The 25571-nt window shown below is 58.2% G+C and carries 24 protein-coding genes and 5 pseudogenes; 11 read left to right on the top strand and 18 right to left on the bottom strand.

Going from position 1 to position 25571, the window contains the following annotated elements:
• The 4 genes and pseudogenes from BSG20_RS37100 to BSG20_RS31095 form a co-directional block, all read left to right on the top strand.
• A pseudogene (locus BSG20_RS37100) lies at nt 1–204 on the top strand (LysR family transcriptional regulator); the annotation flags it as partial.
• 159 nt (nt 205–363) lie between these two features.
• Nucleotides 364–1569 (top strand): aminotransferase class V-fold PLP-dependent enzyme, encoded by a 1206-nt coding sequence (locus BSG20_RS31105; RefSeq protein WP_072382357.1) that lies wholly within the window; start codon nt 364–366, stop codon nt 1567–1569.
• A 186-nt stretch (nt 1570–1755) separates the two neighbouring features.
• Nucleotides 1756–3061 (top strand): annotated as a pseudogene (locus BSG20_RS31100) (alkyl sulfatase dimerization domain-containing protein).
• A 210-nt stretch (nt 3062–3271) separates the two neighbouring features.
• Nucleotides 3272–4051, top strand: a pseudogene (locus BSG20_RS31095) (transposase family protein); the annotation flags it as partial.
• 459 nt (nt 4052–4510) lie between these two features.
• On the opposite strand, the gene BSG20_RS31090 reads toward BSG20_RS31095, so the two are convergent.
• The 12 genes and pseudogenes from BSG20_RS31090 to BSG20_RS31055 form a co-directional block, all read right to left on the bottom strand.
• Entirely contained in the window at nt 4511–5326 is an 816-nt protein-coding gene (locus tag BSG20_RS31090; protein WP_072381598.1) for an IclR family transcriptional regulator, read from the bottom strand.
• The gene (locus BSG20_RS31085) at nt 5323–6420 is read right to left on the bottom strand and encodes a Gfo/Idh/MocA family protein (RefSeq protein ID WP_072381596.1); all 1098 of its coding nucleotides are present in this window, start codon (nt 6418–6420) and stop codon (nt 5323–5325) included. Before BSG20_RS31085 ends, BSG20_RS31090 begins: the two co-directional genes overlap by 4 nt.
• Nucleotides 6417–6851: an SDR family NAD(P)-dependent oxidoreductase gene (locus BSG20_RS38545; RefSeq protein ID WP_280142227.1), complete on the bottom strand. Its 435-nt coding sequence runs from the start codon at nt 6849–6851 to the stop codon at nt 6417–6419. The genes BSG20_RS31085 and BSG20_RS38545 overlap by 4 nt, the downstream gene beginning before the upstream one ends.
• Nucleotides 6852–6868: 17 nt before the next feature.
• Nucleotides 6869–7213 carry an SDR family NAD(P)-dependent oxidoreductase gene (locus BSG20_RS38540; protein WP_208611018.1) on the bottom strand — a complete coding sequence of 115 codons (345 nt, stop codon included), beginning with the start codon at nt 7211–7213 and terminating at the stop codon, nt 6869–6871.
• 70 nt (nt 7214–7283) lie between these two features.
• Nucleotides 7284–8096, bottom strand: coding sequence for a shikimate dehydrogenase family protein (locus tag BSG20_RS31075; RefSeq protein WP_072381594.1), 813 nt, complete (start codon nt 8094–8096; stop codon nt 7284–7286).
• Between the two features lie 12 nt (nt 8097–8108).
• Nucleotides 8109–8528 carry an ATP-binding cassette domain-containing protein gene (locus BSG20_RS38535; protein ID WP_342030083.1) on the bottom strand — a complete coding sequence of 140 codons (420 nt, stop codon included), beginning with the start codon at nt 8526–8528 and terminating at the stop codon, nt 8109–8111.
• Nucleotides 8473–10056 (bottom strand): ATP-binding cassette domain-containing protein, encoded by a 1584-nt coding sequence (locus BSG20_RS38530; protein WP_280142225.1) that lies wholly within the window; start codon nt 10054–10056, stop codon nt 8473–8475. The genes BSG20_RS38535 and BSG20_RS38530 overlap by 56 nt, the downstream gene beginning before the upstream one ends.
• Nucleotides 10028–10621, bottom strand: coding sequence for a branched-chain amino acid ABC transporter permease (locus BSG20_RS37960; protein ID WP_244541497.1), 594 nt, complete (start codon nt 10619–10621; stop codon nt 10028–10030). The genes BSG20_RS38530 and BSG20_RS37960 overlap by 29 nt, the downstream gene beginning before the upstream one ends.
• Before the next feature lie 10 nt (nt 10622–10631).
• Complete coding sequence (locus BSG20_RS38525; RefSeq protein ID WP_280142224.1) at nt 10632–11060, bottom strand: branched-chain amino acid ABC transporter permease; 429 nt, start codon at nt 11058–11060, stop codon at nt 10632–10634.
• A 145-nt stretch (nt 11061–11205) separates the two neighbouring features.
• Nucleotides 11206–11487, bottom strand: a pseudogene (locus tag BSG20_RS38520) (ABC transporter permease subunit); the annotation flags it as partial.
• Between the two features lie 135 nt (nt 11488–11622).
• Entirely contained in the window at nt 11623–12768 is a 1146-nt protein-coding gene (locus tag BSG20_RS31060; RefSeq protein ID WP_072381592.1) for an ABC transporter substrate-binding protein, read from the bottom strand.
• Nucleotides 12769–12829: 61 nt separating this feature from the next.
• Entirely contained in the window at nt 12830–13756 is a 927-nt protein-coding gene (locus tag BSG20_RS31055; RefSeq protein ID WP_072381590.1) for an NAD-dependent epimerase/dehydratase family protein, read from the bottom strand.
• A gap of 294 nt (nt 13757–14050) precedes the next feature.
• Here BSG20_RS31055 and BSG20_RS31050 point away from each other — a divergent pair, with 294 nt between their 5' ends.
• The 5 genes from BSG20_RS31050 to BSG20_RS37950 all read left to right on the top strand — a co-directional run bounded on the left by BSG20_RS31050 (nt 14051) and on the right by BSG20_RS37950 (nt 18944).
• Nucleotides 14051–15787, top strand: a complete 1737-nt coding sequence (locus BSG20_RS31050; RefSeq protein WP_244541496.1) for an FAD-dependent oxidoreductase — start codon at nt 14051–14053, stop codon at nt 15785–15787.
• Between the two features lie 2 nt (nt 15788–15789).
• The gene (locus BSG20_RS31045; RefSeq protein WP_072381588.1) at nt 15790–16401 is read left to right on the top strand and encodes an NIPSNAP family protein; all 612 of its coding nucleotides are present in this window, start codon (nt 15790–15792) and stop codon (nt 16399–16401) included.
• A 5-nt stretch (nt 16402–16406) separates the two neighbouring features.
• Complete coding sequence (locus BSG20_RS31040; protein WP_083540036.1) at nt 16407–16868, top strand: apurinic/apyrimidinic endonuclease family protein; 462 nt, start codon at nt 16407–16409, stop codon at nt 16866–16868.
• Nucleotides 16869–17226: 358 nt separating this feature from the next.
• A complete protein-coding gene (locus BSG20_RS37955; protein WP_244541495.1) occupies nt 17227–18051 on the top strand; it encodes an FAD-dependent oxidoreductase in 825 nt (274 codons plus the stop codon).
• A complete protein-coding gene (locus BSG20_RS37950) occupies nt 18048–18944 on the top strand; it encodes an FAD-binding protein (protein ID WP_306372266.1) in 897 nt (298 codons plus the stop codon). The genes BSG20_RS37955 and BSG20_RS37950 overlap by 4 nt, the downstream gene beginning before the upstream one ends.
• Before the next feature lie 805 nt (nt 18945–19749).
• On the opposite strand, the gene BSG20_RS31030 is transcribed toward BSG20_RS37950, so the two are convergent.
• Both BSG20_RS31030 and BSG20_RS31025 read right to left on the bottom strand, forming a co-directional pair.
• A complete protein-coding gene (locus BSG20_RS31030; RefSeq protein ID WP_244541499.1) occupies nt 19750–20202 on the bottom strand; it encodes a hypothetical protein in 453 nt (150 codons plus the stop codon).
• Nucleotides 20203–20525: 323 nt separating this feature from the next.
• A complete protein-coding gene (locus BSG20_RS31025) occupies nt 20526–21440 on the bottom strand; it encodes a LysR family transcriptional regulator (protein ID WP_072381584.1) in 915 nt (304 codons plus the stop codon).
• A 66-nt stretch (nt 21441–21506) separates the two neighbouring features.
• Between BSG20_RS31025 and BSG20_RS38715 the strand changes: the two genes are divergently transcribed.
• Together BSG20_RS38715 and BSG20_RS31020 are read left to right on the top strand one after the other, a co-directional pair.
• Nucleotides 21507–21671 carry an NAD(P)-binding domain-containing protein gene (locus tag BSG20_RS38715; RefSeq protein WP_306372265.1) on the top strand — a complete coding sequence of 55 codons (165 nt, stop codon included), beginning with the start codon at nt 21507–21509 and terminating at the stop codon, nt 21669–21671.
• Nucleotides 21613–21993: an NAD(P)-binding domain-containing protein gene (locus BSG20_RS31020; protein ID WP_244541494.1), complete on the top strand. Its 381-nt coding sequence runs from the start codon at nt 21613–21615 to the stop codon at nt 21991–21993. The genes BSG20_RS38715 and BSG20_RS31020 overlap by 59 nt, the downstream gene beginning before the upstream one ends.
• A gap of 144 nt (nt 21994–22137) precedes the next feature.
• On the opposite strand, the pseudogene BSG20_RS31015 reads toward BSG20_RS31020, so the two are convergent.
• From BSG20_RS31015 to BSG20_RS31000, 4 genes and pseudogenes are all read right to left on the bottom strand, one after another.
• A pseudogene (locus BSG20_RS31015) lies at nt 22138–22371 on the bottom strand (ISAzo13-like element transposase-related protein); the annotation flags it as partial.
• Complete coding sequence (locus BSG20_RS31010) at nt 22287–24194, bottom strand: ABC transporter ATP-binding protein (RefSeq protein WP_072381580.1); 1908 nt, start codon at nt 24192–24194, stop codon at nt 22287–22289. The gene BSG20_RS31010 and the pseudogene BSG20_RS31015, both read right to left, overlap by 85 nt.
• A 129-nt stretch (nt 24195–24323) precedes the next feature.
• Nucleotides 24324–25034, bottom strand: a complete 711-nt coding sequence (locus BSG20_RS31005) for a thioesterase II family protein (protein ID WP_072381578.1) — start codon at nt 25032–25034, stop codon at nt 24324–24326.
• A 226-nt stretch (nt 25035–25260) separates the two neighbouring features.
• The coding region (locus tag BSG20_RS31000; protein WP_177309909.1) for a transposase at nt 25261–25571 on the bottom strand (311 nt) is incomplete at its 5' end.

The raw sequence follows: 25571 nt of genomic DNA, 5'->3' as shown, positions 1-25571 counted from the left end.
GTAGCCCTTCCCGAATTCGCACGCAGTCTGAACCTCGGTCTCGTTCCAGTGCTCGACGAGTTGAGCGGCGAACGTGAGATCTGGATGTCGGCACATCAGGACTTGGCTTATCTCCCGAGAGTGAGAGCCGTAAAGCAGTTCCTGAAAAAGCTGGTTCGTCGAGACGAACAACGACTTCTGAGAAACGCACCCTGGTCTTCGTGAAGTTTCGCAAATGGACTGCTCGCAGCGCTACGGCCGACCTGGCAGGCGTCCATACAACGATGCCCATTTCTGCACAGCAGGTTGCGAAAGTATCGCCTTCCGCGACAATGCCAATTGTCTCAACAAGATTGTTGGTTCGATCAAAGGAAGGAATCCCTCATGTCGGAAATCAGCCGCGACGCTCGCAAGACTTTGGACCTCTTTCGTCTGCGCGCTGATACACCCGGCACAAAAAACAGAAATCATCTCAACAACGCTGGGGCGGCGCTGATGCCGAGCACGGTGATCGATGCAGTGACGGGATATTTGAGCCGAGAGGGCGAAATCGGAGGTTATGAGGCGGCAGCGGAGGCTTACTCGCTGTTGGAGGGAACCTACGACAGCTTGGCTACTTTCGTAAACTGCGACCGCGACGAGATTGCGATAGCTGAAAACGCGACGATCGCCTGGCAGCGCGCCTTTTACTCCCTCTCGTTTGGACCTGGAGATCGAATCCTGACGGCAAGTGCTGAGTTTGCAGCCAACTATGTCGCCTTTCTGCAGGTCGCCAAGCGCACAGGCGTGTCGATCGAAGTCATTCCGAATGACGCTTCTGGCGTCCTCGATCCGGACGCGCTGGCGAAAATGATCGATGATCGCGTTCGGCTGATAGCGGTGACCTGGATTCCCACGAACGGCGGGCTTATGAATCCGGCGGCAGCGATCGGTCGTATAGCGCGCGAAAATGGCATTCTCTATCTGCTCGACGCTTGCCAAGCCGCAGGGCAAATCTCGATCGATGTTGATGCGCTCGGCTGCGACATCCTCACCGCAACTGGCAGAAAGTTTCTCCGTGCTCCACGAGGAACTGGTTTCATGTACATGCGTAAATCGGTCCTGGAGAAGATCGAGCCCGCGATGATCGACCTCTATGGCGCACCCTGGACCGGTCCCGACCGATACGAATTGCGGCCTGATGCCAGACGTTTTGAAACTTGGGAGAAGAACTATTCGGTTCGTCTCGGCCTGCGGGCGGCAGTGGATTATGCGCTCGACATTGGGCTCGAAAACATCGAAGCGCGTTGCTATCACCTTTCGTCAAAGCTTCGCGAAGGCCTGAGGGGGATGCGTGCCGTATCCGTACATGATCTCGGGGCGCCGCTTGCTTCCATCATCTCATTCACCGTTAACGGTTGGGACTCACCGGCCGTCATGGCTTATCTGAGTGGCAAGGGAATTAACGTCTCAGTTTCCCCTCCCTCCAGTACACCCGTTGACGCCTACATGCGACAACTCCCGCCTGTGGTGCGAGCGTCACCACATTACTATAATACCGAGGAAGAGATCGATGCGTTCCTGGATGCGATTGCTGGTATTGCCTCGTAGCTGATCTGCACGGCTGATGAATGAAGCAGCTCGTTTCAAACGGCGAGGCAGCTTATGTAATCTCACAGCAAGCCGTGACAGCTTGCTAAGCAGGATGGCAAGCCATGACGGTTCCCAACCGGCACGGCATCAATCGACAGCCGCTGCCAGTGGCGGAGGGTTAATGATGAGTTGCGAGGGTTAGCTATGGTGATTGGAACGCCTCGAGATCAATCGGTGCCTGCCCACGCGGACGAGTTCGTTGGCCGTGAGCAACTCCGCGCGAGTTCCGCCGAGTTCAGGAAGGAAGTCATTCACATCACCGGCGGCGTCTTTGCGGCCGTCGGATACTCCGCAAGCAATGTCATCCTAATTCGAGGTGACACGGGGTCTATCATTGTCGACACCTCCGCCAACGCGGTCGATGCGAGGGCGATCATGGATGCCTTCGGGGATCGCTTTTTGCGCCCTGTCAGAGCAATCATCTACACGCACAATCACCCAGACCACACCGGCGGTGCGACGGTGTTTTCCGGCAATGACGACCCTGAAATCTACAGTCACCAGACGCTGGTGGAATCCGGCCTCGAGTTCGGCAGGGGCCAGCGCGACGGCGGCGACGCGTTTGGCACGAAGCTGCCCGACGAGCTGTTCATCAATGCCGGCACCCAGCTCGAATACGGTCGTATGACGCCGCACACTCGGGAAGGGTACCTGCCGCCGACGCGCACTTTCGCGGGCGATAGCCAAACAACCGAGGTGGCGGGCGTCCGGATGCAGCTCATCCACACTCCCGGCGAGTCTCCGGAGAACACGGCTATCTGGCTGGCCGAAAAGGGTGTTCTTATTCCTGGCGACGACTTCTTAAAATCTTACCCGAACCTCTCTCCGATCCGCGGCCTTAAACTGAGGCCGCCCGAGAAGTGGATCGCCAGCCTCGAAAAGATGCTCACCTTGGACGCCACCTATATGGTGCAGGGGCATATGCGTCCAATTCTTGGGAAGGACGAGGTGCGAAAGGCTCTCACAGACTACCGCGACGGGATCAAGACCGTCCTCGACCAGACCCTTGCAGGCATCAAGTACGGCAAGACGCCGGACGAACTTGTCCAGGAGGTGAAGCTACCTGCCGGCCTTGCAAACAGCCCGTACCTCCAGGAATATTATGGCAGCGTCGCTTGGGCGGTACGGGGTATTTATGCCGATTATGTCGGATGGTTCGATGGCAATGCGACCAATCTCTTCCCGCTGCCACCGACCGAGCGCGCCCGCAAGATGGTTAACCTAGCCGGTGGACTGGCGAAGACGCTCGATCGAGCCAAGGAAGCGATCGAAGAAGGAGTTTCAATGGGCCGCCGAACTTGTCGATCATGTTCTGGCTCTCGACCCTGAAAACGTGACGGCGAAGGAACTCAAGGCCCGGGCGCTGACCGAACTTGGCGAACGCCAGATCAATGCCACGGCCCGGAACTACTACTTGACCTCGGCGCAGTACCTGTCGAAAAAAAGGTGATTAGGAGTGTTGAGTTACATACTGAGGACAAGGGCAGTTTACCAAAAGCTTAGCCATCGCCGTGTTTCACGCCGGCATCATCTTGTAGCGAGTAAAAGAAACGTGGACGCAACCGCCGGCTCACGCGCCGTCCAAACCGCGCACGTTCCTCACCCTTGCCATTCTGTCGGACGGGCCGCCGGCGCGCCAGCCGGCGATGATCTTGTGTCTGTAGACCTGTCGAAGAAGACCGGCGTGAAGCTGTGCCAGACCTATGTCCGGGTCGACAAGCTGGCGCTGATCAAGCGCCAGCGCTATGCCCATGCCAAGCAGTTCAAGCGGGCGAACAAGGCCTTGCGGACCCTCAAGACCTATCTCGGCCGCACCGTCCGCGATATTCGCCGCCAGATCAGGACGAGAAGCTGTGGAGCGTGTTCCTCTGGCCGCTCTACCAGGCCTCGACGGTTCTGGAGCAAAGGCAACGCCAGCGCGGCCGCAAGATCTACAGCCTGCATGCGCCGGAGGTCGAATGCATCGGCAAAGGCAAGGCGCACAGGCCCTCCGAGTTCGGCGTCAAGGTCTCGCTCGCCACCACGCTCAAGCGCTCGAAGGGCGGCCAGTTCGCTGCATGCGAAGGCTCTGCCCGGCAATCCCTATGACGGCCACACGCTGGCGACCGTCGTCCCGGACATCGAAAAGACGATCGGCAACGAGATCGAGCGCATCCTCGCCGACGCCGGCTACCGCGGCCACAATGCCCCCGAAAGCCACCGGTTCCAGGTCTTCACCAGCGGCCAGAAGCGCCGCGTCACCCCGGCGATCAAGCGCGAAATGCGGCGGCTCTCTGCCGTCGAGCCGGTCATCGGCCATCTCAAGGCCGAGCACCGGATGGGCCGCAAATATCTCGCCGGCGAACAGGGCGACGTGATCAACGCCGTGCTGGCCACCGGCTACAACTTCTCGCTCCTCCTCAACTGGATGAGGCAGCTTTTGTGGTTGATGCTCACCTGACTGCACAGTGGAGCGAAACCGCGCACCGCTTAGCGCCGATCATTGTTCACGGTCGACCAAACCTGGCGGTTGCAGGAGCAAATCCCGCCCTCGCAACCAGCATAGACGAGAAACTCTTGTAAACTCAGTCAGTTAGCTGCGGGGATACAAAGGTGAACAACGGCACCTCAGTAAAATCAATGACTTACATGCGTAGGTGCAAAATCACGTGTTCCTCACCCCGCAACTAATTGCGATAGGAAATCGGCTGTTCCCGACGTCTGCAGCGAGCCGGAGCGCAAGCGTTTTGATCAAGCTCGCGCCTTCTCCGCGGCGCAGATTCTCGACTTGTGGACGTCGGAACTGCTGCTCGGCGAAGAAGGCCAAGAATCATACCGATAATGACCGGACTTGCCGGGAAGTCGGATGGGTTGAAGGCCAAGACTTCGCCGAACTGGCGGGAAGATGTCACCGTCCAACTCATTCCCCAGCTTGGAAAGACCGAATATTGGCTTCAAAATACTTCGAACCGGCGGCGGCCTCACCCAGCTCGCTTGCAGCATCGCGTAGGTCGGGCGCAAGCTCAGCCATCTGCTGAGCAGTCATCCTGACCGCGGGGCCTGCGATGGAAAGGCAGCCCAACACAGGTCCGGTGCGGCGATAGCGTACCGGGACAGCCATTGCAGCCATTCCAGCCAAATAGCTATCAACTGCGACTGCGTAACCTTGTTTGCGGGCCTCGGCGAGCCGTCCGAGCAATTCGGTGAGGCTCCGCGGGGCATGCTGGCCCGTGCCCTCCGCATCGCGCACGAGGCCTTGTGCAGAGATCCGTGCCAGTGCCTCCTCGTCGCTCATGGTCGACAACCAAGCCTTCCCAGCGGAGGTACTCGCAAGGTGCACGACTACGCCCTGCTCTTGCCCCGGATCGTAGCGGAGCCCATGCATTGCGCCCTGCGCCACGGCCACCCAGATGAGCTTGTCATCGTCGACCACCGAAAGGCGGATCAGTTCTTTCGATCGTACAGCCAACGCATCGAGGATGGGTTGAGCCACGTCAGTGATACCGGCACGGCTTAGAAAACCAAGCCCCATCGCCGGCATACGAATCGTGAGGACGTAGTGCCCCTGTGCCTGGACCTGACGCACATAACCCAGCCGCGCGAGCTCCTGAAGCGTGCGATGAACGCCACTGATCGGCTGGTCGGTGCGAGTGGCTATCGTCGACACTGCCATTCCGACAGGATGGTCGGCAAGCAACTCGATAATGGCGAGTGACTTCTCTAGAATGCTACTCATGACTCCCTTCCGAGGTTTGCTTTACCTGCACATGGCCGAGACAGGCATGAAAGGTCAACCGCCATCGTTTGACCCATCATGGCGGCCTTGGCGATTGCGTCGAGGACAATAATGTTTGCTGTAGCATCTCGCGCCGATACACGGGGTTGGCCGCCCTTGCGCACCAGCTCGGCAAAATGCAGAAGCTGTTGCGAATAGGTATCGGCAGGTTTGTAGGGAAGCGTCTCCGGGACGAGCGCACACGTCCAATCCGGTTCTCCCGGAGGTTTCCAAAGGCGCAGATCCGGCAGCGATAGCCCTCCTCGGCTGCCAGCGTAGTAATGCGCGGAAACCTCGTTGGCCGGGAAGCGGGCCGGGTTTTCTCCCGCGGAAAGGTCCCAGGACCACGGCCCAACCGCAGCATCGGAAATACAGAGGGTGGCAAGGCCGCCATCTGCAAAGGTCAGGCAGACAGCAGCGGTATCTTCCACCTGGAATCTCCGGCGTTCGTTGCTGACCAAGGCCTGGACGTTTGCAACCTCGCCAAAGAAGTGTCGCAGCAGGTCGATTTCGTGGACGAGGTTGATCAGCAAAGGACCTCCCGCACCGGGAGTGCGCCACCACACGGGCTCGAAATAGTTCGCGGGCTTGGCAAGAGAATTGGTTACGGTACCCATGACCAGATGACCCAAAGCGCCGCCCTGGATGGCTTCATACGCCGCGCAAACGACCGGATTGTAACGGCGGTGATGACCGACCAGCAATGGGACATCAGTCACGTCGACCAGTTCGATCAGCCGGAGCGCCGACTCCACGCTTTCGGCGACCGGCTTTTCCAGCAGAACCGGCAGCCCCGCGCGCAGAAGGATCGCAGCGATCGGCAAATGGGTCTCATTTGGCGTGGCGACGATGGCCGATTGCGCAAGCCGCGACTCGACCAGTGCAGAAGTATCAGGCAAGCAGGGCACGTTAATCGACTGGGCAAGCGCCTGACCGCCGGGCGCAGGATCGACTATCGCAGTCAGGTGAACTCCTGGGGTGCGTGAAATGGTTTCGACATGGGTCCGCCCAATGGCGCCTGCTCCAATCACGGCAACTGCGATTGATCCCGTCATTGTGTTCCTCCGAGGCCTCTATGATTGTCGGGCGCGGACGGAGAGGTTTCAGCCTCCTTTTGGGGACGGCCAGGTATCAGATGCAACATTGCGTCCGACAATCCCCCATCGATGCGGAGTATGGCGCCCGCGATATAGCCTGCTCTTTTTCCGGTCAGGAAGACGACTGCCTCGGCGAGGTCCTGCGGCACACCTATTCGACCAAGCGGCACGAGGCTTTCTCGCTTTTGCTTCAGGTCGTCGTCACGATAGACCGCTTCAGTCAACGGTGTGCGAATTATGCCGGGGCAGACGACATTGACGCGGACACCATCGGTTGCCCATTCCTGCGCCAATTGTCGACACAACATCACCAGACCTGCCTTGGCCGTAGAATAGGCGCCATAACCAGGATGGGGAGAGAGGCCTGACATCGAAGCGACTGCGGTGATTGAGCCGCCGCTAGCGATCAGTGACCGGTGTGCGGCCCGCGCCAGGAGCCAGGGGTTGCCCGGAGATTGAGGTCAAGCGTTTGCTGCCAGTCCTCAGGTGACATTTCTGCGAGTTTGCCGGGCCGGGACTGTCCCGCATTGGAAATAAGGGCATCAAGGCGTCTTGCCCAGGCGGCGACCTTGCCGATCAGCGCGTCGCAGGCCGCCACGTCCGTGAGGACGGCGGCGAAGGGCCGTGCCTCAACATCTACATTGGACAGCGTCGCAGCAACTGTGAAAGGGCCGGACTCTCCCGGCTCCCGTGTACGGCGATGCGAAAGGGTCGCTCTGCCGCGCGCGCCTCCGCTGCAAAAGCCTCGCATATCGCGCTGCCAATCCCGCCGCTCGCCCCGGTGACGAGGACCGTGCGGATTCCGGTGGTTGAACCCTCCCTCATGCGGCTGAAATCGAATTGAGGAAGAATTGCAGCATTAACTCCTGCTCGGCTGTGTACATATCGACGCCGACGCTCCCGCGGCAGCCTTTTTCGCGGGTGGCGGCCACCCATGGCGAAACAGCGGGAGCAGTAATGACGCAGGCGACAAAGGTGCCTGGCGACAATCGCTCGATCTGAACGGGGAAAGGGTGTTCAGGGCGCATCCCCATCGGGGTCGCGTTAACCACGAGTTCGAACCCGGCTGGATCGTCGGACCCCACGTGTACTCGCTCGCCATAAAACTCCCGCATCCTTGTGATGACATGGTTACGGCGGTTGATATCAACATCATGGACAGCAAGTTCGCGTACCCCCGCCTCCAGCAGCGCCTGGGCAATGGCGATGCCGGCGCCGCCCACGCCAACCAACAGCGTCTTTTTTCCATTCGGCTCACCGCCCTGTGAGCGAATTCCCCCCAACATCCCCAGCCCGTCGAAGATCTCGCCGTGCCAGGTGCCGTCCGGGTTGCGGCTCAATACATTGATGGAGCCAGTAATTCGCGCGCGCTCGGTAGCGGTAGAGCAATGGGTCAAAGCCGCGAACTTGTGAGGAATGGTGACGATGATCCCATCAATATTCTTGGTGCGTCCGGCGGTGCGGATGAAATCGTCCACGTCATCGACTGAGGTGTGAATGGGGACGACGACCGCATTGACGCCCCGGGCAGCAAAAGCGGCAGTCATTCCGGCGGGAGATTTGACCTGGGAGATCGGGTCACCGATAATCGGGTAAATGCGACTAGCGCCATCAATCCTGAGATTTTCGCTCATTTCTCTGTTTCCTTACGAATTAATGTTCACCGGCGACGCCGAGAAGTCGGGTCTGAGTGGCAGTATCCATCGCAAGGTCATAGGCGGTGCCCTGATAGGCGACTCGTCCATTGACCATGAGGTAGGCGCGGTCGGAGATTGCAGCACGCTTTCGGCATGATGCTCTACGATGATGAGACTTGCGCGCGCGCGGAGTTTGGAAACTGCGGAGCGAATATCCTGGACGATTGCGGGGGCGAGACCTTCGAAAGGCTCGTCCAGCAGGATAACCTTCGAGGGCACCATCAGTGCGCGGGCAACGGCCACCATTTGCCGCTCACCACCCGACAACCCCTGCGCCTTCTGGTTGCGCAGGATGTTCAGCTTCGGGAAGAGTTCATAAATTTCCTCGATGCTGGCCCCCTTCGCGCTGTGCCAGTTGCAGGTTCTCAAGCACGGTGAGACCGAGGAACAACCTGCGACCTTCCGGCACCATCGAAATCCCCAGTCGGTTGATCTCGTACGAGGGGAGGCCCGTGATATCCTTATCACCGAGCGTTATCCTTCCCGAAGAGACTTCGACCGCCGACATCAGCGCCTTGAGCGTCGTGCTTTTGCCCACGCCGTTTCGGCCAAGCAGCGCGACGACCTCACCCTCGCGGAGCTCAAGGTTCAGCCCGTCAAGGATCAGGCTGCCGTCATAGCCCGCACGAAGGTTTTCCACCTTCAGCAGCGTCCGGCGAGGTGCCGCTTCCGGATCTGCCTTGTCGACGACGATTTGCGCATCGAGATTGGCGGTGCCCATATAGGCCTCGATCACGGCAGGGTCGCGGGCCACATCGTGGGGCTTGCCATCCGCAATCAGACGGCCCTGATGAAGAACTGTCAGCCGGTCTGAAATCGCCACCACTCGGTCTATGTCATGTTCAATCAGCAGCACCGCATGGCTTTTGCCCAGCCGCGTGATGAGCCTTGCGACCACCTTTCTATCCGCCTCGGCAAGACCCGCAAGCGGTTCGTCGAGCAACAGGATCTTTGCGTTCGAAGCCAGGGTAATGGCGATTTCCAGCAGGCGTTGCTCACCATGCGAGAGATTGGCGCATTTGTCGCCTGCGCGGTTATCGAGGCCAACCTCAGCGAGAAGGGACCATACCCGAGCATTGATCTCATCGAAGCCATGCGCATCCCGCCACAAGCTGTCTCGTACAGGGCTCTGTGCCTGTACGGCAACACGGACGTTTTCAAACACCGTCAGTTCGCGAAAGACGCTGAGGATCTGGAAAGAACGCGCAATACCCAGCCGGACACGTTTATGAATGGGCAGGCGGTTGATGTTGCGTCCCTCGAACAATATTTCCCCTTCGTCGGCCTTGATGATGCCGGTGAGGATATTGAAGAACGTCGTCTTGCCCGCCCCGTTTGGTCCGATGAAGCTGTGGACCCTGCAGGGCATGACGTCGAGGTCCAATCCGCGTGCTGTAACGATCGAGCCAAATTTTTTGGAAATGCCGCGCACAGACATGATTGGTTTCGCCAGATTCACGACTTCGGTCTGACCTTCCTTGGCGGGATCAATGGACGCGGGCCGGGCTGGAGTCGTGTTGCGCACGAGTGTCCAATCCGACTTGCCCGTGAGCTTGCGAAAAAAACCTTGCACACCCTCGGGTGAAAGCAGCGCCATCAGGATTATGATCGGAGCGAAAATCAGCCACCAGTTCTCGGTCAACGCCGAAAGTTGGTCTTGCAGCAGAATAAAGGCGATCGCTCCCCAAAGCGTACCGAGGAAATGATTCATTCCGCCGAGGATTGTCATCAGCAGCGCATCGCCGGCATGTTGCCAACCCAGGCTGTTTGCGTAGGCACCACGGATCATCAGTGTCAGCATCGCGCCGGCGCAGCCAACCACGATAGCCGACAAGACGAAGGCCTTCAGCTTCAGTCGCCGCACATCATTAGCCCAGGCTCTCGGCACGCTGTTCATTGTCGCGAATTGCCTGAAGCGACCGGCCGAAGGGTGCGTGGACCAGACGCCATAGGAAAAGCATGCCTGCGAGCACGACGAACAGCACGAAAAAATGATAGGGTAGCGGCGAAGCAAACAGAGGCCGCGGTACGTTTTGCAGGCCGTTCTCGCCTCCGGTGACTTCAGTCCAGTTAAACGCAATTTCATAGGCGATCTGTGAGCATGCCAGCGTCAGAAGCGAGAAATAGATGCCGCTGCGACGTAATATCAGTGCACCGATCCCGAATCCGATAACTGCCGACGCCGCGATGGCCATCAGCAAGCCCGTGATTCCGTTGCCCCCCGCATAGTGCATGCCGAGGGCGACCACATAACCCGCGCAGCCGAAGAACACCGATGCGCCAAAGGGCACCAGACCGGTATAGCTGACCAGCAGCGCCACGCCCATGCCGTAGAGCGTAAAGATCGCGATCTGCGTGATCCGCGAGACGGGAATACCCAGTGGAAAACTGGCCACCGTAAGCGCAGCGAAGACGAAGGCTGCGACGACAACCGGATGCAAGACGAAAGAACGTGATTTCATGGGTAGGCTCCTAGCGGTCGCCAAATAGCCCGCGCGGGCGAACGAGAAGAACAAGCGCCATCAGCGCATACATTGCCGCACCGGCCGCAGCGGGCCAGAACTGGATGGTGAGCGCAGTCACGATGCCAACCAGCAGACCGGCGACTATTGCACCAAGATATGATCCAAGGCCCCCGATCGTGACGATCACGAAGGCGGGCATGATGGCGCTGGCGGCCATCGCAGGCGTGACCGTCCAAAGAGGTGCCGCCAGCATCCCGGCAGTGCAGGCCAGACAGCAACTGAGGGCAACGACCCCGATGAACACGCGAGGGACGTTGATGCCGAGCAGACCGACCATTTCGCGATCCTCGCTGCCGGCGCGGATGATGCGTCCAAAAGGTGTGCGGACGAGCAAGTACCAAAGAATCAGGAGAATAGTAACCGTGCAGACGATCACTGGCCATGCGGTATTTGGTCAGCAGGATCGGACCGATCTCCACGAAGCCGCGAAGAAAATCCGGCGGCGAAAACGGCCGGCCGCTGGGGCCATAAAAATACTTGATGAGTGCCTCAATCAAAAGCGCCAGGCCGAAGGTCACGATCAGGCCGAAAAGCGGCTCCTTGCCATAGAGCTTTCGGATGAGCGTCACTTCGAACAGGATGCCAAGCATTGCGCTCAGGACAGGGACCAGCAGCAGGCCCCACCAGCCGAGCACGGGCACCAGAGTTACGGCCAGATAGGCTCCCACTGCAAAAATCGCGCCATGGGCAAAATTAACGATGCCCAACATCCCGAAAAGGATTGATAGCCCGATTGCAATCAGGACATAGAGAAAACCCAGTACAAACCCATTGGCGACCTGGGATAGAATAAGTTCAAGCATGATAAGCTCCGCAGGGCAGGTCTCAACGGACCGGAAAGTGGCCAGCGTTTAGGCGATCAAGCGGAACCGGGCCGCAGAAGGTAGCCTCGAGGAACCCGGTTGTTGGACCTCGACAGACGAACTGCGCGACAGAAATCAAAGATCGCCTATGTTGCAACCGACTTCTTCGCGTGTCCCGTAAAGCGCGTCGCTGCCCGGCACGGAGCGTAATACGTCAAGGAACTCGTAGTCTTTGGTGACTTGTTTCTTGACCTCTGCCAGTACAACCGGGTTAAGCATCTGGTGGTCCCACGACCGGAACGTGGTTCCGCGTTTCTCGTCCTTCCATGCCTCTAGCGACTTGACGATATCGGCAGCCTTGAGCGAATCGGCGCTGTTCAGAGCCTGTAGCAAAGTCCTCATCGAGTACCAGCCCATCCACACCCGATCCGATGCGGGATGCCCGTGTTCCTTCATGTAATCTGCGGCGAGCTTCTTGTCCTCGTCAGGGTTGTTTGGATTATCGTAGTACCAGATCTTGGTATAGATGCCCGAGGCGGCCGCAGCGCCAATGCCCCAGATGTCGGTATCGGCGACACCGATCTGCGCGAAGGGTGCGCCGCGATCTCTCATGCCCATCTCGTTCCATTGCTTGAGAAACGTCGAAATGTCGTTTCCGCCGAGGCCGCCGACGACGACATCAGGTTTCGCTGCCCGGATCTTGAGGATGTAGGACGTATAATCCGCCGTGTTGATCGGAGCCTCGTCCACGGCGACGGTGGTTGCGCCGATCTTTTTGCCTTCCGTCTGGAAGGAGCGCACGACATCCTGCCCAAACGCGTAGGATGCGGCCATGTAGTACCAATTGTGTCCCCGGTTCTTGAGTTCGTCGGCCAACGCACGTACTTGCGGGATGACGGGGAGCTGCACACGGAATGTGTAGCGGTGGCACTTGGCTCCGATGATATCGGTTGCGGCGGCGTTGGTGGCGATGAACGGAATCTTGTTCTGCTTGGCCACAGCACTCATGGCCAGGGCCGTGGCGCTGTTACCCCCTCCCACAACGGCAACGACCTTCTGTTCGTCGATCAGCCTTTGCATGTTCTGCTGGGCATCCTGCGGCGTCGGCTCATCGAGCCAGATCACCTCGACCGGCTGGCCGCGCGCGGTGTTGTTGAACTCCTTCAGCGCGATCATCGTGCCTTCATGATGGTGCTTGCCGTGTTCAGCCTGTGCACCCTGCTTAGCCATGACAAAGCCAATCCGGATCGGGTCCTGCGCCTGAGCGGGCGAGGTCATCATAGCGCCCTGCTCATCATCATTATTGTAGTCGATCTCATCGTTTCCTCCTTTAGACAGATCGTTATTTCAGCGCAGTCGCCCGCTTTCCAGCAGGCTCGCAGGTCTCAGGCGCGTTCCGGTCGCGCAGGGCGGCAATCGATGCCTCGATGCCGTCCTCGATAGAAGTGGGCGAATGATTGCCCAACCATGGCGGCACTGGATCTGACATCAAATCCGACGGGATCCGAAGCGGCGGGCCCTCGATGTCGATTTTTGTCCATCCCGTGCGGTCAGCGAGTGCAGCCTTGAATTCCACCATCTCGCGGGGGTCCCCAGCCATCGTCAGCACGGTTGCGCCCTGGATTGGCCGCGTCGTCGCTGCCGCCAGCAGCCGGGCAACGTCGTCGACATAAACGAAGCCGACGCGGCCAGAGAAGCGGATCGTCGCCGCTTCCTGGCGCAGCGAAGCCGCAATCGCTATCGAGGGGCCGGCCGCAATGCCGCTGCTTTCTCCAGGGCCGTAAACAACATAAGGCCGCAAGCCCACGCTCGCGATTGCATAATCCGCCGCATATACCCGTGCTATCCCTTCCACCGCCAGCTTCGTCACGCCATACAGCGTCAGCGGCTGGGGGTGCACTGCATCCGATGGGCCAAACACGCCAGCAGAGCTGAGATAAGCAACGGATGCGCCGGCAGCCCGAGCAGCCTCGAAGACGTTAAGGCTTCCTTGGACGTTCAGTTCAATCGCCCGCCTTGGATTGCGTTCGCACGCAAGCGTCATCATGCCGGCGAGATGGATAATGCCATCGACGCCTTCAGACGCCAGCGCCAATGATCGCTGATCGGTCACGTCACCTTCAATTGTTTCACAGCCCGGTAGAACCGGCATTCGCTGCAAAGAATCGGGAAGATCGAATATCCGTGGTGTCGCATCGAGCGACAGCAGTGCCTGAGCAGCACGCCGCCCTATGAAGCCCGATCCGCCAACGAGCAATACGCGGGGCATATCCCCGCCTCAGCGTTGAGTTCTTCCTCCCTCATCAAGTCTCGAAAACAAAGCATTTCACAGAATGGAAAGGCTTTCAACAATAAAAATCGCTTCCATATTTTGGCGTGAGGTGGCAGTCTCTGACCGCTTGGTGCGGAGCAGCGAAGAGGGTCGCCCCCGATCTCATGCTGCAGCGAGTGAGGAGCGAATGGTTGGACACAGGAAGAGCGACTCCAATCCTTGGACCGGAGTGCCGCTTCATCGAGCGGCTATCTGGCGCTTTTCAGCAATATTGGCCGCAGGAGGCCTGGTATGACCGAGATGGTACGATCAGGTGATGGTTCGATGAGCTGCGACGTCCTCGTATTGGGCTCGGGCGCCGCTGGCCTGACCGCAGCAGTCGTTGCCGCGCATCATGGCCTGAAGGTCGTCGTTGCTGAGAAATCTTCCTGGTTCGGTGGTACGTCGGCTATTTCAGGAGGATGGCTTTGGATCCCGCGCAATCCGCTGGCTTTGAATGCAGGAATTAAAGAGGACATAGAGGACCCTTTGACCTATCTACGAAGCGAGATCGGGAATGTCGCAGGTGATGCCCGAATCGATAGCTTTCTTGCTAACGGTCCCCGGATGGTTTCCTTCCTCGCCGACCATGCCGAAATGGAATGGATCGACGGAAACCGGATCCCCGATTTTCATGATACGCCCGGTTCATCGATAGGAGGTCGATCAGTTTCTGCCGCGCCGTTTGATGGTCGGAGGCTGGGCAGCCTGATTGAGCGTCTGCGCCCACCTTTGCGTGAGGCTACCGTCTGGGGGATGACTGTTAAGGGCGGAGCAGAAATGTCGCATTTCTTCAACGCCTCGCGGAGCCTGACCTCAAGCCTCATCGTTGCCCGACGCTTGGCTCGCTTTGCATGGCATCGGCTGCGACATGGGCGCGACATGCATCTGGTCAATGGCAATGCGCTGGTCGCCCGACTGCTGCGCTCGGCCCTGGACAAGGGGGTTACGCTTCTTGCCGAGGCCCCGGCAACAAGGCTGATCCAGGAGCAAGGGCGGGTCGCGGGCGCGGTGCTGCAAGTAAAGGGGACGTCGTTTCCGATCAGGGCCGCGCGCGGGGTCGTGCTCGCGACAGGAGGATTTCCCCACGATCCCGCGGGGCTTGCCGCGTTGGTTCCCCATGCCGGACCACATGGGCTTGATCATCATTCCGCCGCGCCGCGCACGAACACGGGCGAGGGGCTGCGGTTGGCCGAAGCGGTAGGTGCTCGCCTGCGGGACGATCTTGCCTCCGCCACGGCGATGGCTCCTGTTTCACTTGCCCCGCGTTCGGATGGCGGGGTGACAAATTTCCCGCATCTGGTGGACCGCGCCAAGCCGGGCTTTATCGCGGTCACTCCGAATGGGCGCCGTTTTGTGAACGAGGCGGACAGCTATTACGATTTCATCGCAGCCCTGCTGCGTGCCACGCCAACGGGGGCGGCCCCCTATTGCTGGCTGCTTGCCGACGATGGCGCCCGCCGCCGCTGGGGCATCGGAGCGGCCAAGCCGTTCCCGTTTCCTTTGCGCCCGTGGCAACGCAGCGGCTATGTTCGCTCAGCTCGTAGCCTCGCGGAACTGGCCGCGCTGTGCGGGATCGATCCCACGGCATTGGCCGCCACCGTCAACCAGTTCAACGAGGCGGCGCGTCGGGGCGAAGACCCTTTATTCGGGCGGGGCAGCAGTCCATACAATCGCCTTCAGGGTGACGTGCTCAACCGACCAAATCCCTCGCTCGGTCCACTGGAGCAGGCGCCGTTTCATGCCGTGCGGATCGTTCCCGGCAGCCTAGGCACTTTCGCGGGACTGAAGACTGATGCCCTCGCGCGTGTCTTGGATGGTGAGAACAAGCCCATCGCCGGTCTGTTCGCTGTGGGCAACGATATGAGCTCCGTCATGAACGGTCGATACCCGTCTGGCGGAATTACGCTCGGACCGGGGATGACATTTGGATTTGTAGTTGGCCGCCATCTAGTCGGTCTACCGGTTATTGGCATTGAGGAGACTTAACGATGACCTTTTATGAATTTGCGGCGCTTGATACCGTGGTTTTCGGTGCGGGCAAGGCCGCACCGGGAATCGAGAAATGGATTGCCGAAGGTCGCGGTCGCCTGTGCGGCGCATGGGGCACTGATGTTGGCGCACTGAACCGGGTTTATCTGCTGCGGTCCTTTGACGACGCGGCCGAGATGCTGGAGGAGCGGGAGCGTGCGCTGCGCAACGACAATCCCTTCGGCTGCGCCGAGCATCTTGTAAAGCTGTCGATGGACAGCTATCGCGGCGCCGATTTTCGCCCAGACTGCCTTTCGGGCGCCCTAGGCCCGATCTACGAGATTCGAACTTATCGCCCGAAGTTGGGAGCGTTGGAACCGCTCCTTGCGGCATGGAAGGAGGCCGTTCCTCCCCGCGAGGAATATTCGCCAATGGCGGTGGCAATGTACTCCTTGGATGGCCCGTTGCGCTGGACCCAAATCTGGCCTTATGCAAGCCTTGCCGTTCGATCCGAGGCCAGAGCAAAGTCGGTTGCGGACGGCAAGTGGCCGCCAAAGGGTGGGCCAGACCTGCTACATCCCGAAATGGCCTCGGACATCGCCATGCCGCTCGGCTTTTCTCCCCTTCGGTGAATGGTATGACACATCCTCTTTCACTCGCCTTCCTGACCGTTGCAGAAGTAGGGCCACTTGAAGCTGTGCGCATCGCGGCCACAACGGGCTATCAGAAGATCGGTTTCCGCATCCTGCCAGCGGGCGGGGAGGGCCCTTTTCCGCTTATGACCGATGACGCGCTCCTGCACGAAGTAACCATCGCGTTGAAAGACACTGGTGTTGAGGTTGCGGATGTGGAGATCGTCCGGCTAGGGGAACACATCGACTGGGCATTGTTCGAGCGCTTCTGCGACCGCTGCGCCGAGTTGGGAGCCCGGCATGTCCTGGTGGCGGGCGATGATACCGACCTTGCGCGACAGGCGGCCTCTCTTGCCCGTTTCGCAGACATGGCGGCAGCGCGAGGCCTGACCGCAGATCTTGAATTCATGCCTTGGACTGCAGCGCGTGACCTCGCCACCGCCGTTTCATGTCACGAACATGGCTGATCGCCAGAATGTCGGAATTCTTATCGACGCACTGCATTTCGATCGTGCGGGAACAAGTTTGGTCGACGTCGCCGCTCTGGAGCCCTCGCGCATCAACTACGTGCAGTTCTGCGGCGGCCAGGTGCCATTCGATCCCAACCCGGCAGAACTCATACGCATTGCGAGAGGCGAGCGATTGTTTCCGGGAATGGGCGTATCGATCTTGTGGGGCTTGCCAGGACGATCCCTGCCGATGCCACGATCAGTGTGGAGGTGCCGCATCAGGGTTGGGCACGCAGAATTGACGCGCAAGGCCGCGCCGTCATGGCGCTGGAAGCGACATTGGCAATCCTGCGTAAGGCCGCGGAGGACTAATATAATGAGCGAGCGGGAACTTGAGGCGCCAGAGGAAGTCGATTTGCTCGTAATCGGCGCAGGGGCGGGAGGGATGACGGCAGCACTCAAAGGTGCGCTCGATGGTCTGTCGGTGCTGCTTTGCGAAAAGACCGAGATGGTTGGCGGGACGACCGCGACGTCCGGTGGGACGGTCTGGATTCCCGGGACCGCGCTCAGCCGCGAGGCCGGGGTGCTAGATACCACCGCCCAAGCGGCGGAGTTCCTGCGCCATGTCGTGGGAAACCGAGGTGGCGATGACCTGCGCGCAGCCTTTCTGGCGACCGGGCCGGACGCCATTGCCGAGTTGCAGGAAAGGACTGATGTGCGCTTCGTCGCTGCATCGGCGCACCCTGATTATCTCGATGGATCGGGTTCTGCCTATGGCGGCCGGGCGCTTTCACCGCTCCCCTTTGACGGTCGCCAATTGGGAGCGGATTTTGCGCGTGTTCGCCCGCCGCGAGATGTGTTCATGGGCCTTGGCGGAATGATGGTGGGGCGAGCGGAATTGGGGGCGCTGCTGAAACCATTTGGAAGTTTTTCGAATTTCCGCACGACGCTGGGAATAGTACTTCCCTATCTTTGTGATCGGCTTGTGCATAGGCGCGGAACACGACTGCTAATGGGAAATGCGCTGGTTGGCCGACTGCTGATCAGTCTGCGCAAATGTGGCGTGCCCATATGGTTCGGGAGCGGGCTGGTTGATTTTCTGCGGAGCGACGGGCGAGTTACCGGGGCTGTCATTGAAACCGGCGATGGTCTGCGCACCGTCCACGCCAGGCTAGGCGTGGTTCTGGCCACGGGGGGATAGGATGGAATGAAGCGCTGCGCAAGCAACTCTTCCCGGCCCAGGTCGCGCCGTTCTCCCAATCGCCGATCGGCAATGGCGGTGACGGGATTTCGCTAGCGGTGGAGCGTTTAGGGGCTGCTCTCGACGATGGCGGCGATAGCGCTGGACTTTGGATGCCCTGTTCCATTCGGAAGAACGCCGACGGATCACAATCGGTCTGGCCGCATATTTTGCTGGATCGCGCTAAGCCTGGGTTGATTGCGGTCGGCCCGAATGGGCGGCGATTCGTCAATGAAGCTGACAGCTATCACGATTTCTGCTCGGGTATGATTCGCGCAGGGTTGTCCAAGGCCTGGCTGATCGTGGATTCCCGCTTCATCGCCAAATACGGGCTCGGTCTTGCGCTACCCGGTGGACGCGGTGTGGCTCGCCTCGTGCGGCAGAGCTATCTGATACGGAGCGGCGATCTCGGTGCGCTTGCGCACCGGATTGGCATTGATGCGGAAGGCTTGCAGACCAGCGTGGCGGCAAACAATAGGTTCGCCACCCTGGGCCGGGATGATGATTTCGGCCGAGGCGGATCCACCATGAACCGCTTCAACGGCGATGCGGCTGTTTCGCCGAACCCTTGCCTCGCACCGATCGCAGCCGCGCCCTTCTATGCGGTTAAGGTCGTGCCGGTGGAGCTGGCAGGGAGCGCCGGGCTGCGCATTGATGAAGATGGCCGCGTACTTGATCAGTCGGGGTCGCTGATCCCAGGGCTTTACGCCTGTGGCAACGACGCAAGTTCGATCTTTCGCGGCACCTACCCAGGACCGGGAACGACGATCGGGCCAGCTATGGTCTTCGCATGGCGAGCGGCGAGGGCGGCATCTGCCGGCGCGCGGAGAGCGACCAGGGACCTACCGCGATGAAAGTGACGAGACGTCATCTTTCGATCATTGAGGACATTCTGCGGTGGTCAGCACCAAGGCGTCTCCCGATTTCGAGACCTCAAAAGTTACCGAGCGCCAAGCCGGTACAACGCACCCTTGGCACCATCATATTCCATGAAGGTGGTAGGGTAGGATGGCACTTCGAGTGCGCGTCATCGACTTCTCCCTGCAACAGGTAATAATTGCCTCGCAAAGGTTGTTGTCTTCCGTAACCTGCGCAATGACGTCCGTCTGCTTCAACTCGTTGAGGAAAAGCCTGCAAACCGGATAAGGGCACTTCACTTGATCCATTTTGCAAGCCTCGGCTAAGGTCGGTCACGGCTTGGATATCGCTACTCTGGATCGCACCAACCAAGCCGCGATGAATTCAATAGGGAATATCACAGCCTGACCGCATCAGTTGGGTCGATTCTGTCGTGCACTATCCATTTTGCGCTGAAAAGATGCGGTATGTGCAACTGAATGCACCCATGTTTTTGGTGGAATTTAATTCGCTGGTGCAATTATAGATCGTATAATCGGCTCGCATGACTGGCCTGCTCCATGGAGTGATCCAGGTTTAATATTTGTGCCGGCTGCGCATCCGCGCCGAATATGTACTCTTATTACGGGTATATAGCAATTTTGCAACTTGATTGCGCCTCCCGGGGGTGGACAGATCGAGATAGGGAATTGACCAGTGGGGGATGCGGACGAAAACTTGGACTACCAGGAGGGTAGTTCATGTATTCATACGAAGACAGGATTCGAGCGGTCGAGCTCTACATCAAGCTGGGCAAACGCGTCAGGGCGACCATTCGTCAGTTGGGTTACCCAACCAAGAATGCCCCTCCAGGTCGGAGGTACGCTCCTGAATCTTCTCCTCGAGCGCTTCGTGTGCTGTGTGAACATGCGCCATCGATGAAAAATCGCGTGCAAGCTGGCCTATCTCGTCGTTGGCGAGCGTAGCGCCGGAGCCGCCAACCAACTGCGTGGCGGGTATCAGTTTTACCAGCGGCTCCGCCACCTGCTTTTGCAGAATGGAGCGCAGAATGAAGGTTTCAATGAGCAGAGTGAGCAACCCAACGGCGACAACAATCCCGAGATTGGCAATGATCGCTGGCCGCAGCAGCGATTTCGGATAATAGACAGCGAGCGCCCAAGGTGTCTCCGGAATGCGGCCAACGGCGACGATCTCGCTACTATCTATCATGCCTGAAGGACGGGTGGCATCTTCATGGGCGTCAGGTGCATGCATCCGTGCCGGCCGTCTGTTGGGTGACCAACGCGTTTTTTCCTTCGAGCGAAAAGTGCGAATTCTCCATATGACTTCCTCCCTAGATCGGTCTTCAATGCCGCCAGCGCGAAGGCTTGCGTGAACGCAAGTGAACATCTTGGGGTACGTTCGGACAATTGGCTCAGATGCGCCGTCGTGGTCGACCGTCTTGTCGCGGATGAGAAATCTTATCATAAAGGGCAAACGCTGGCTGGAATCCTGGCCCACCCGGAAGAGCCGGCTTTTGCTTGATAGGACCTCTAAAGCCTTCACTTTTTTCAGGCAATCTCCGGCGCACTCCGCTTTCATTTTTGGTGCGTTGATGCGGAATCTTTCGACGCTCCGAAGCTAGCCACTGCGAAATCTATAAAACATCGGAGCTTGGGTGTCAGCCGACGGTCTGGCGCATAGAGGACATGCAAGGGACGGCTTGGCACAGAGTATCCAGGCAACAATTCAACGAGTCTGCCATCTGTCAGGCAGTCTTTCACGAGTTCTTCGGGTTGCAGCATGATGCCCAAGCCTCCGAGAGCGGCGCAAAGCAAGGGCTCGCCGTGGTCGACCATGAGCCGGCCGGTCACGGGTACGACTTCTCGTCCATCTCGCCCTTCGAACGTCCAATGCGTCCGCAGTTCGGTATGCGAGAAGCCAAGGCACTCATGCCTTTGCAGGTCCCAAGGCGACGTCACCGGATCGTGTGTCTCCAGGTATGCGGGCGCGGCGCACAATACCAGGCGATAGGGGCCTAGTTGTCTCGCGATCAGGCCGCTGTCCGACAGCTCTCCGACACGGAACACAGCATCGTAGCCCTCTTCGATGAGGTCGACGGCACGATTGGCCAGAGTGAGGTCCACCGACACTTCCGGATACATCTTCATGTATTCGGGTAAGCGAGGAGCAAGGGTTCGCATGCCAAAGCTGACAGGGGCATTGATCCGCAGGCGTCCGCTTGGCACAGCACGGGTTTCGGCTGCCATGCTCTCCGCCGTCTCAACCTCCGACAGGATGATCTTGGCTCTTTCGTAGAAGATTCGACCAAAGTCCGTCAGGCTTTGCCGTCGGGTGGAGCGATGAAGCAGTTGGACACCCAGGTGCTGCTCGAGTTTTTGCACATGTTTTCCGACCAATTGGGACGACATTTGCATGGCTTCTCCAGCAGCACTGAATGAACTGCTTTCAACAGCTCTGACAAATACTTCCATGCCCGTCAGTCGATCCATTTGAAACGCCCTGTTTCAGGTAAAGCGATATTCGCGAGATTTATCCCGTTTCATTTCATCGTCAATATGTGGGCAAGAGCAAAAGAGGATAAGACAATGAAAGTCGCAGTTATCGGAACAGGAAACATGGGCTCGGGATTTGCTCGGGCGCTCGCATCGGCAGGCGTTGACCTTGTCATCGGCCATCGCGACCGGGCAGGCCGTCGCTTCCGTTCTTGCCGAAGGTGGTGACCTGACCGGGAAGATCCTGATCGATGTCAGCAACCCGATCACCGCGGACTACAAGCAGCTTCTGCTGGGGAACACGACCTCCGCGGCCGAAGAAATCCAGAAGGTTGCTGCCGGGGCGCACGTCGTCCAGGCGTTCAACACCATCTTCGCCGGCCTGATCTCACCCGAGACCCGTGCTTCTAAAAAAATGCAAATCTTCGTTGCGGGCGATGACGCTGAGCGACTGCGAAAGTACGCGACCTTGCCGAGACGCTCTCGTTTGATGCCATCAACGCGGGTCCGCTCAGCAACAGCCGTTTTATCGAGCCGATCGGAGAGATGAACATTCATTTCGGCTTCTTCCTCGGTATGGGGCCGACTGTCGCCCTGCCTGGGTCCGCGTTTGACGAAAAAGCCAACGATGGCTGGCAATCTTCGCCGTCCGTCGACGAATGGAGAAGCAAATGAATAAGGCAGCGTTGATAATTTACGGCTCTGAATTTGGTGTTCGCGGCTTGATCGAGTAGTTCCATTCGCCGTGGAAGTGGTGGCGCCGGATGTTCAATTCGTCCATTTCCGCGTCGGTGACTTTGATGCCGGCGGGATAGTGGTTTTCATCGAGTTGGCAACGGACCGTCAGGCGGTTGGTGGACGTCGTGGCGCCGATGAGTTCGACGATGGTGCGATAGTCGGTGAGCGGTCGTCCGCGCCAGTTTTTCGAGTCTGCCGCTTCCAAAGACGTGCAAACAGCCCGTCTAGCGCGATCAGTTCTTCCTGCGTTCCATTTTCGACGATCCGGCCGCGGTCAAGTACAACGATGCGATCCATGCTAGCAATGGTCGAAAGACGATGTGCAATAGCCATGACCGTTTTGCCTTCCATAACGAGATCTAACCGCTCTTGGATGGCGGCCTCGGACTCGCTATCGAGGGCTGAGGTCGCCTCATCGAGCACGAGAATCGGAGCATCCTTCAAAAGAACGCGAGCGATAGCAACGCGCTGACGTTGGCCACCTGACAACTTGGTACCACGATCGCCAACGTGGGCTTCATAACCTTTGCGTTTCTCACCGTCTGCTAGTTCCGCGATGAATCCGTCGGCGCTAGCAAGCTTTGCGACCCGTTCGATCTCCTCTTGCGTAGCCTCTGGTCGGCCGTAGCGGATATTGTCGCCTACGGAGCGATGTAGAAGCGCTACATCCTGTCCAATGACTCCGATCGCACGCCGAAGGCTTTCCTGCGTCACCGCTCGAATGTCCTGGCCATCGATCAGGATTGCGCCACCACGAATTTCGTGGAAGCGCAAAAGCAAGTTCGCCAAAGTGGTCTTGCCCGCGCCGGAAAGGCCAACGAGTCCAACTCTTTCTCCCGGCTGGATCGTCAGCGACAAATCGTCGATCACTACCTTGCCAGATTGATAGCCGAACCGGACATTCTGGAATCGGATTTCTCCACCGCCGATGGCAAGGCTAGTTGCGTTCGTCGCGTCAGTGATGGTGGGCACCGTTGTCATCACCGGCATGGCATCTTTGATCGTTCCGACAGCTTGGGAAATTTGTTGGCCCATCTGCAGGAACGTGAAGGTGTTGCCGGACAGTCGATTGAGCAGGTAGACGGCTCCAACAAACTCTCCAATCGACAGAAATCCTTCGACGAGGCCCATGAGGCCAATTGTAAGCTCCGTAACCCAAAGCAGCGCCGTGAGCGAAACGACTATGACCTCGGAGCTGCGATAGATGCGTTGTTCCTTGTGTTGAGTTGACACTGCCTTTCCAATGACGCCTCGGATCGCGTCGGCCTCACTGTCCTCTGCCGCAAACTGCTTAATCATATGCATGTTGGCATAAAGATCAGTGGTGGCTCCGGCGACGAGGCTGCGCTGCCTGGCGGTATTGCGTGATCGTTCGGCAAAGACCGGAGCCATTTTGACCGCCAGCGCCAAGTTGGCAGTAATCCAGACAAGGACCGGAAGTGCAAGCGGCCACGACAAGGCGGTCAGAAGCATCAACGCGCCGACCATTAGCAGTGCAAAGCGCGGGATCGCCTGGAAGGCCGCTACGATCTGCTGCTGAACTGCCGACGCCACCTGCTGCAGACGAGAGGCAACCTGTCCGGCAAAGGTATCGTGAAAGAAAGAGAGATCCTGCCGTTCGACCGCTTTATGACCCTGCCATTGAATGGCGGCTGGCATGCCGACGCCGAGCGTATGCGAGGTAAGGGTATTCACGACAAACGAGGTGATCGGCATTCCAGGGAAGATCAGCAAACCAAAGAGCAGCAATTCCAGCCAATTGCGCTGTACGAAAGGAAGGGCGCCTTGGTGAGTAACCCCATCGACTATGATCGAGACGCCCCAAATCATTGAGAGCCCGATAATTTCCATCGCTATCGAAGACAGGACAAGGGCGATCAGAACACCTCGGAACATCGAAACGAAGTGCAAGAGGACAGCGATCGGCCCTTTCGAGGGCAGCGGCTCGTAGGGGATATTAAGAGGTTGGATCAGTCGTTCGAAGGGTCGATAAATTGCATCTGAGATAGACATGGGATCGCCTGATATACCAATAGAACGAGGGCAAAAGTGGATACGCCTTTACATCGTATTTTAGAATCACCTCCGTTTACAATCTCAAGTCGAAAAGTGGTTAACGCCGCTAAGAAGAAAACGGCGGGCTCAGAGCAAACCAACTTGCCTCAATCGCGCTAACACATAATTTGAGACTTCCTCCTCACGGCCTTCTATGAAAAAGTGACCGTCAGGATAAGTTTTGACTTCTCCGAAAAGCTTTGTAACGTGCGACCACGATTTTAGATCAATCTCGGAAACCCAACGATCAAACCTGCCACCGATGGCATCTACGGGGCAGTCCAATGCGAAGCCAAGACCGGGATCATATTTAGCGCTTGCCTTAATGTCGCGTCTTAAAGCCGGTCTTATCATGTCCATGAGCTCCGTATTTTCAATTATTTCAATCGGTGTCCCACAATAATCGTGTATGGCAGCATCAAATGCTGCGTCGTCGAAGTCATAAATGTCTTCAGTGTGCTTGATATTTGGTGCGCTACAAGAAAAGGCGAAAAAATATCTGAGACGATGCCATGGCCGAAAGATCGAAATCTGCCGAGCTAGCTCGAACGCCAGAAGTGCGCCCATGCTGTATCCCAAGAACGCAAATGGCTCATTTTGCGAAATCGCATCGCTGATTTTGGGCAGGATGCTGGACGCCATTTCGGGAATATCGATGTCTAGGGGCTGAGTTGAATATAAACGATCTCGTCCTGGAATATCGTATGTTATGACTCGAATGTATGGCGAAAGATGCGGAAGCCAAGTGTTGAAGCTTAATGAGGACCCACCAGCGTAAGGGAATAGAAACAGTATCAAAACTTGCCTCCGTCATCAATGCCCACCTGTTCGACGTGAAACACCTCTGAGAACAAATCCCATGGCATTTGCTCTTGAGGCGTTCGAGGTCGACGTCTTGCTGACCTGCCGCTGGAGTGAAGTCCGGAGCGAGCAGGAAACGACGTCTAGCTTACCGCTGGGCGCTGCGGTAAAACTTCAAGCACTACAATAGCTGCAGGTACCATGTAATACCAACGAGCGCTAATCAAAACCGGTGCGCCCAATCACGCATTCCAATCGACATGATCTTCCACGGCTGCGCGACCAGCTTGTTCCATGCGTCGCAGCAATGGGAAACGATGTCGTCGTAGTCTTTGAATATCCGGTTGGACAACCAGTTCTCCCTCATAAACTGCCACAGGCTCTCGACAGGGTTCAATTCGGGCGATCGCGGCGGCAGGTACAGCAGCGTGATGTTGTCGGGTACTTTGAGTTTCGGCGTGACGTGCCATCCAGCCTGATCAACGATCAGCACGGCATGAGCACCTTCATCGACGGCCTGGCTGATTTCGAGCA

The organism is Rhizobium tibeticum, from assembly GCF_900110205.1.
In the GTDB taxonomy this organism is placed as follows: domain Bacteria; phylum Pseudomonadota; class Alphaproteobacteria; order Rhizobiales; family Rhizobiaceae; genus Rhizobium; species Rhizobium tibeticum.
The sequence above is the reverse complement of the archived record's forward strand: the minus strand, read 5'-3'. Positions and strand labels throughout refer to the sequence as shown.

Coding starts and splice junctions, on each gene's coding strand:
- BSG20_RS31025 (WP_072381584.1), bottom strand. CDS start 21,440: ATGGATCGACTGACGGGCATGGAAGTATTTGTCAGAGCTGTTGAAAGC.
- BSG20_RS31105 (WP_072382357.1), top strand. CDS start 364: ATGTCGGAAATCAGCCGCGACGCTCGCAAGACTTTGGACCTCTTTCGT.
- BSG20_RS31045 (WP_072381588.1), top strand. CDS start 15,790: ATGACCTTTTATGAATTTGCGGCGCTTGATACCGTGGTTTTCGGTGCG.
- BSG20_RS38530 (WP_280142225.1), bottom strand. CDS start 10,056: ATGAACAGCGTGCCGAGAGCCTGGGCTAATGATGTGCGGCGACTGAAG.
- BSG20_RS31010 (WP_072381580.1), bottom strand. CDS start 24,194: ATGTCTATCTCAGATGCAATTTATCGACCCTTCGAACGACTGATCCAA.
- BSG20_RS38715 (WP_306372265.1), top strand. CDS start 21,507: ATGTGGGCAAGAGCAAAAGAGGATAAGACAATGAAAGTCGCAGTTATC.
- BSG20_RS31040 (WP_083540036.1), top strand. CDS start 16,407: ATGACACATCCTCTTTCACTCGCCTTCCTGACCGTTGCAGAAGTAGGG.
- BSG20_RS31085 (WP_072381596.1), bottom strand. CDS start 6,420: ATGACGGGATCAATCGCAGTTGCCGTGATTGGAGCAGGCGCCATTGGG.
- BSG20_RS38540 (WP_208611018.1), bottom strand. CDS start 7,213: ATGCGAGGCTTTTGCAGCGGAGGCGCGCGCGGCAGAGCGACCCTTTCG.
- BSG20_RS31075 (WP_072381594.1), bottom strand. CDS start 8,096: ATGAGCGAAAATCTCAGGATTGATGGCGCTAGTCGCATTTACCCGATT.
- BSG20_RS37960 (WP_244541497.1), bottom strand. CDS start 10,621: ATGAAATCACGTTCTTTCGTCTTGCATCCGGTTGTCGTCGCAGCCTTC.
- BSG20_RS31030 (WP_244541499.1), bottom strand. CDS start 20,202: ATGCATGCACCTGACGCCCATGAAGATGCCACCCGTCCTTCAGGCATG.
- BSG20_RS31055 (WP_072381590.1), bottom strand. CDS start 13,756: ATGCCCCGCGTATTGCTCGTTGGCGGATCGGGCTTCATAGGGCGGCGT.
- BSG20_RS31050 (WP_244541496.1), top strand. CDS start 14,051: ATGACCGAGATGGTACGATCAGGTGATGGTTCGATGAGCTGCGACGTC.
- BSG20_RS31090 (WP_072381598.1), bottom strand. CDS start 5,326: ATGAGTAGCATTCTAGAGAAGTCACTCGCCATTATCGAGTTGCTTGCC.
- BSG20_RS37955 (WP_244541495.1), top strand. CDS start 17,227: ATGAGCGAGCGGGAACTTGAGGCGCCAGAGGAAGTCGATTTGCTCGTA.
- BSG20_RS31060 (WP_072381592.1), bottom strand. CDS start 12,768: ATGATGACCTCGCCCGCTCAGGCGCAGGACCCGATCCGGATTGGCTTT.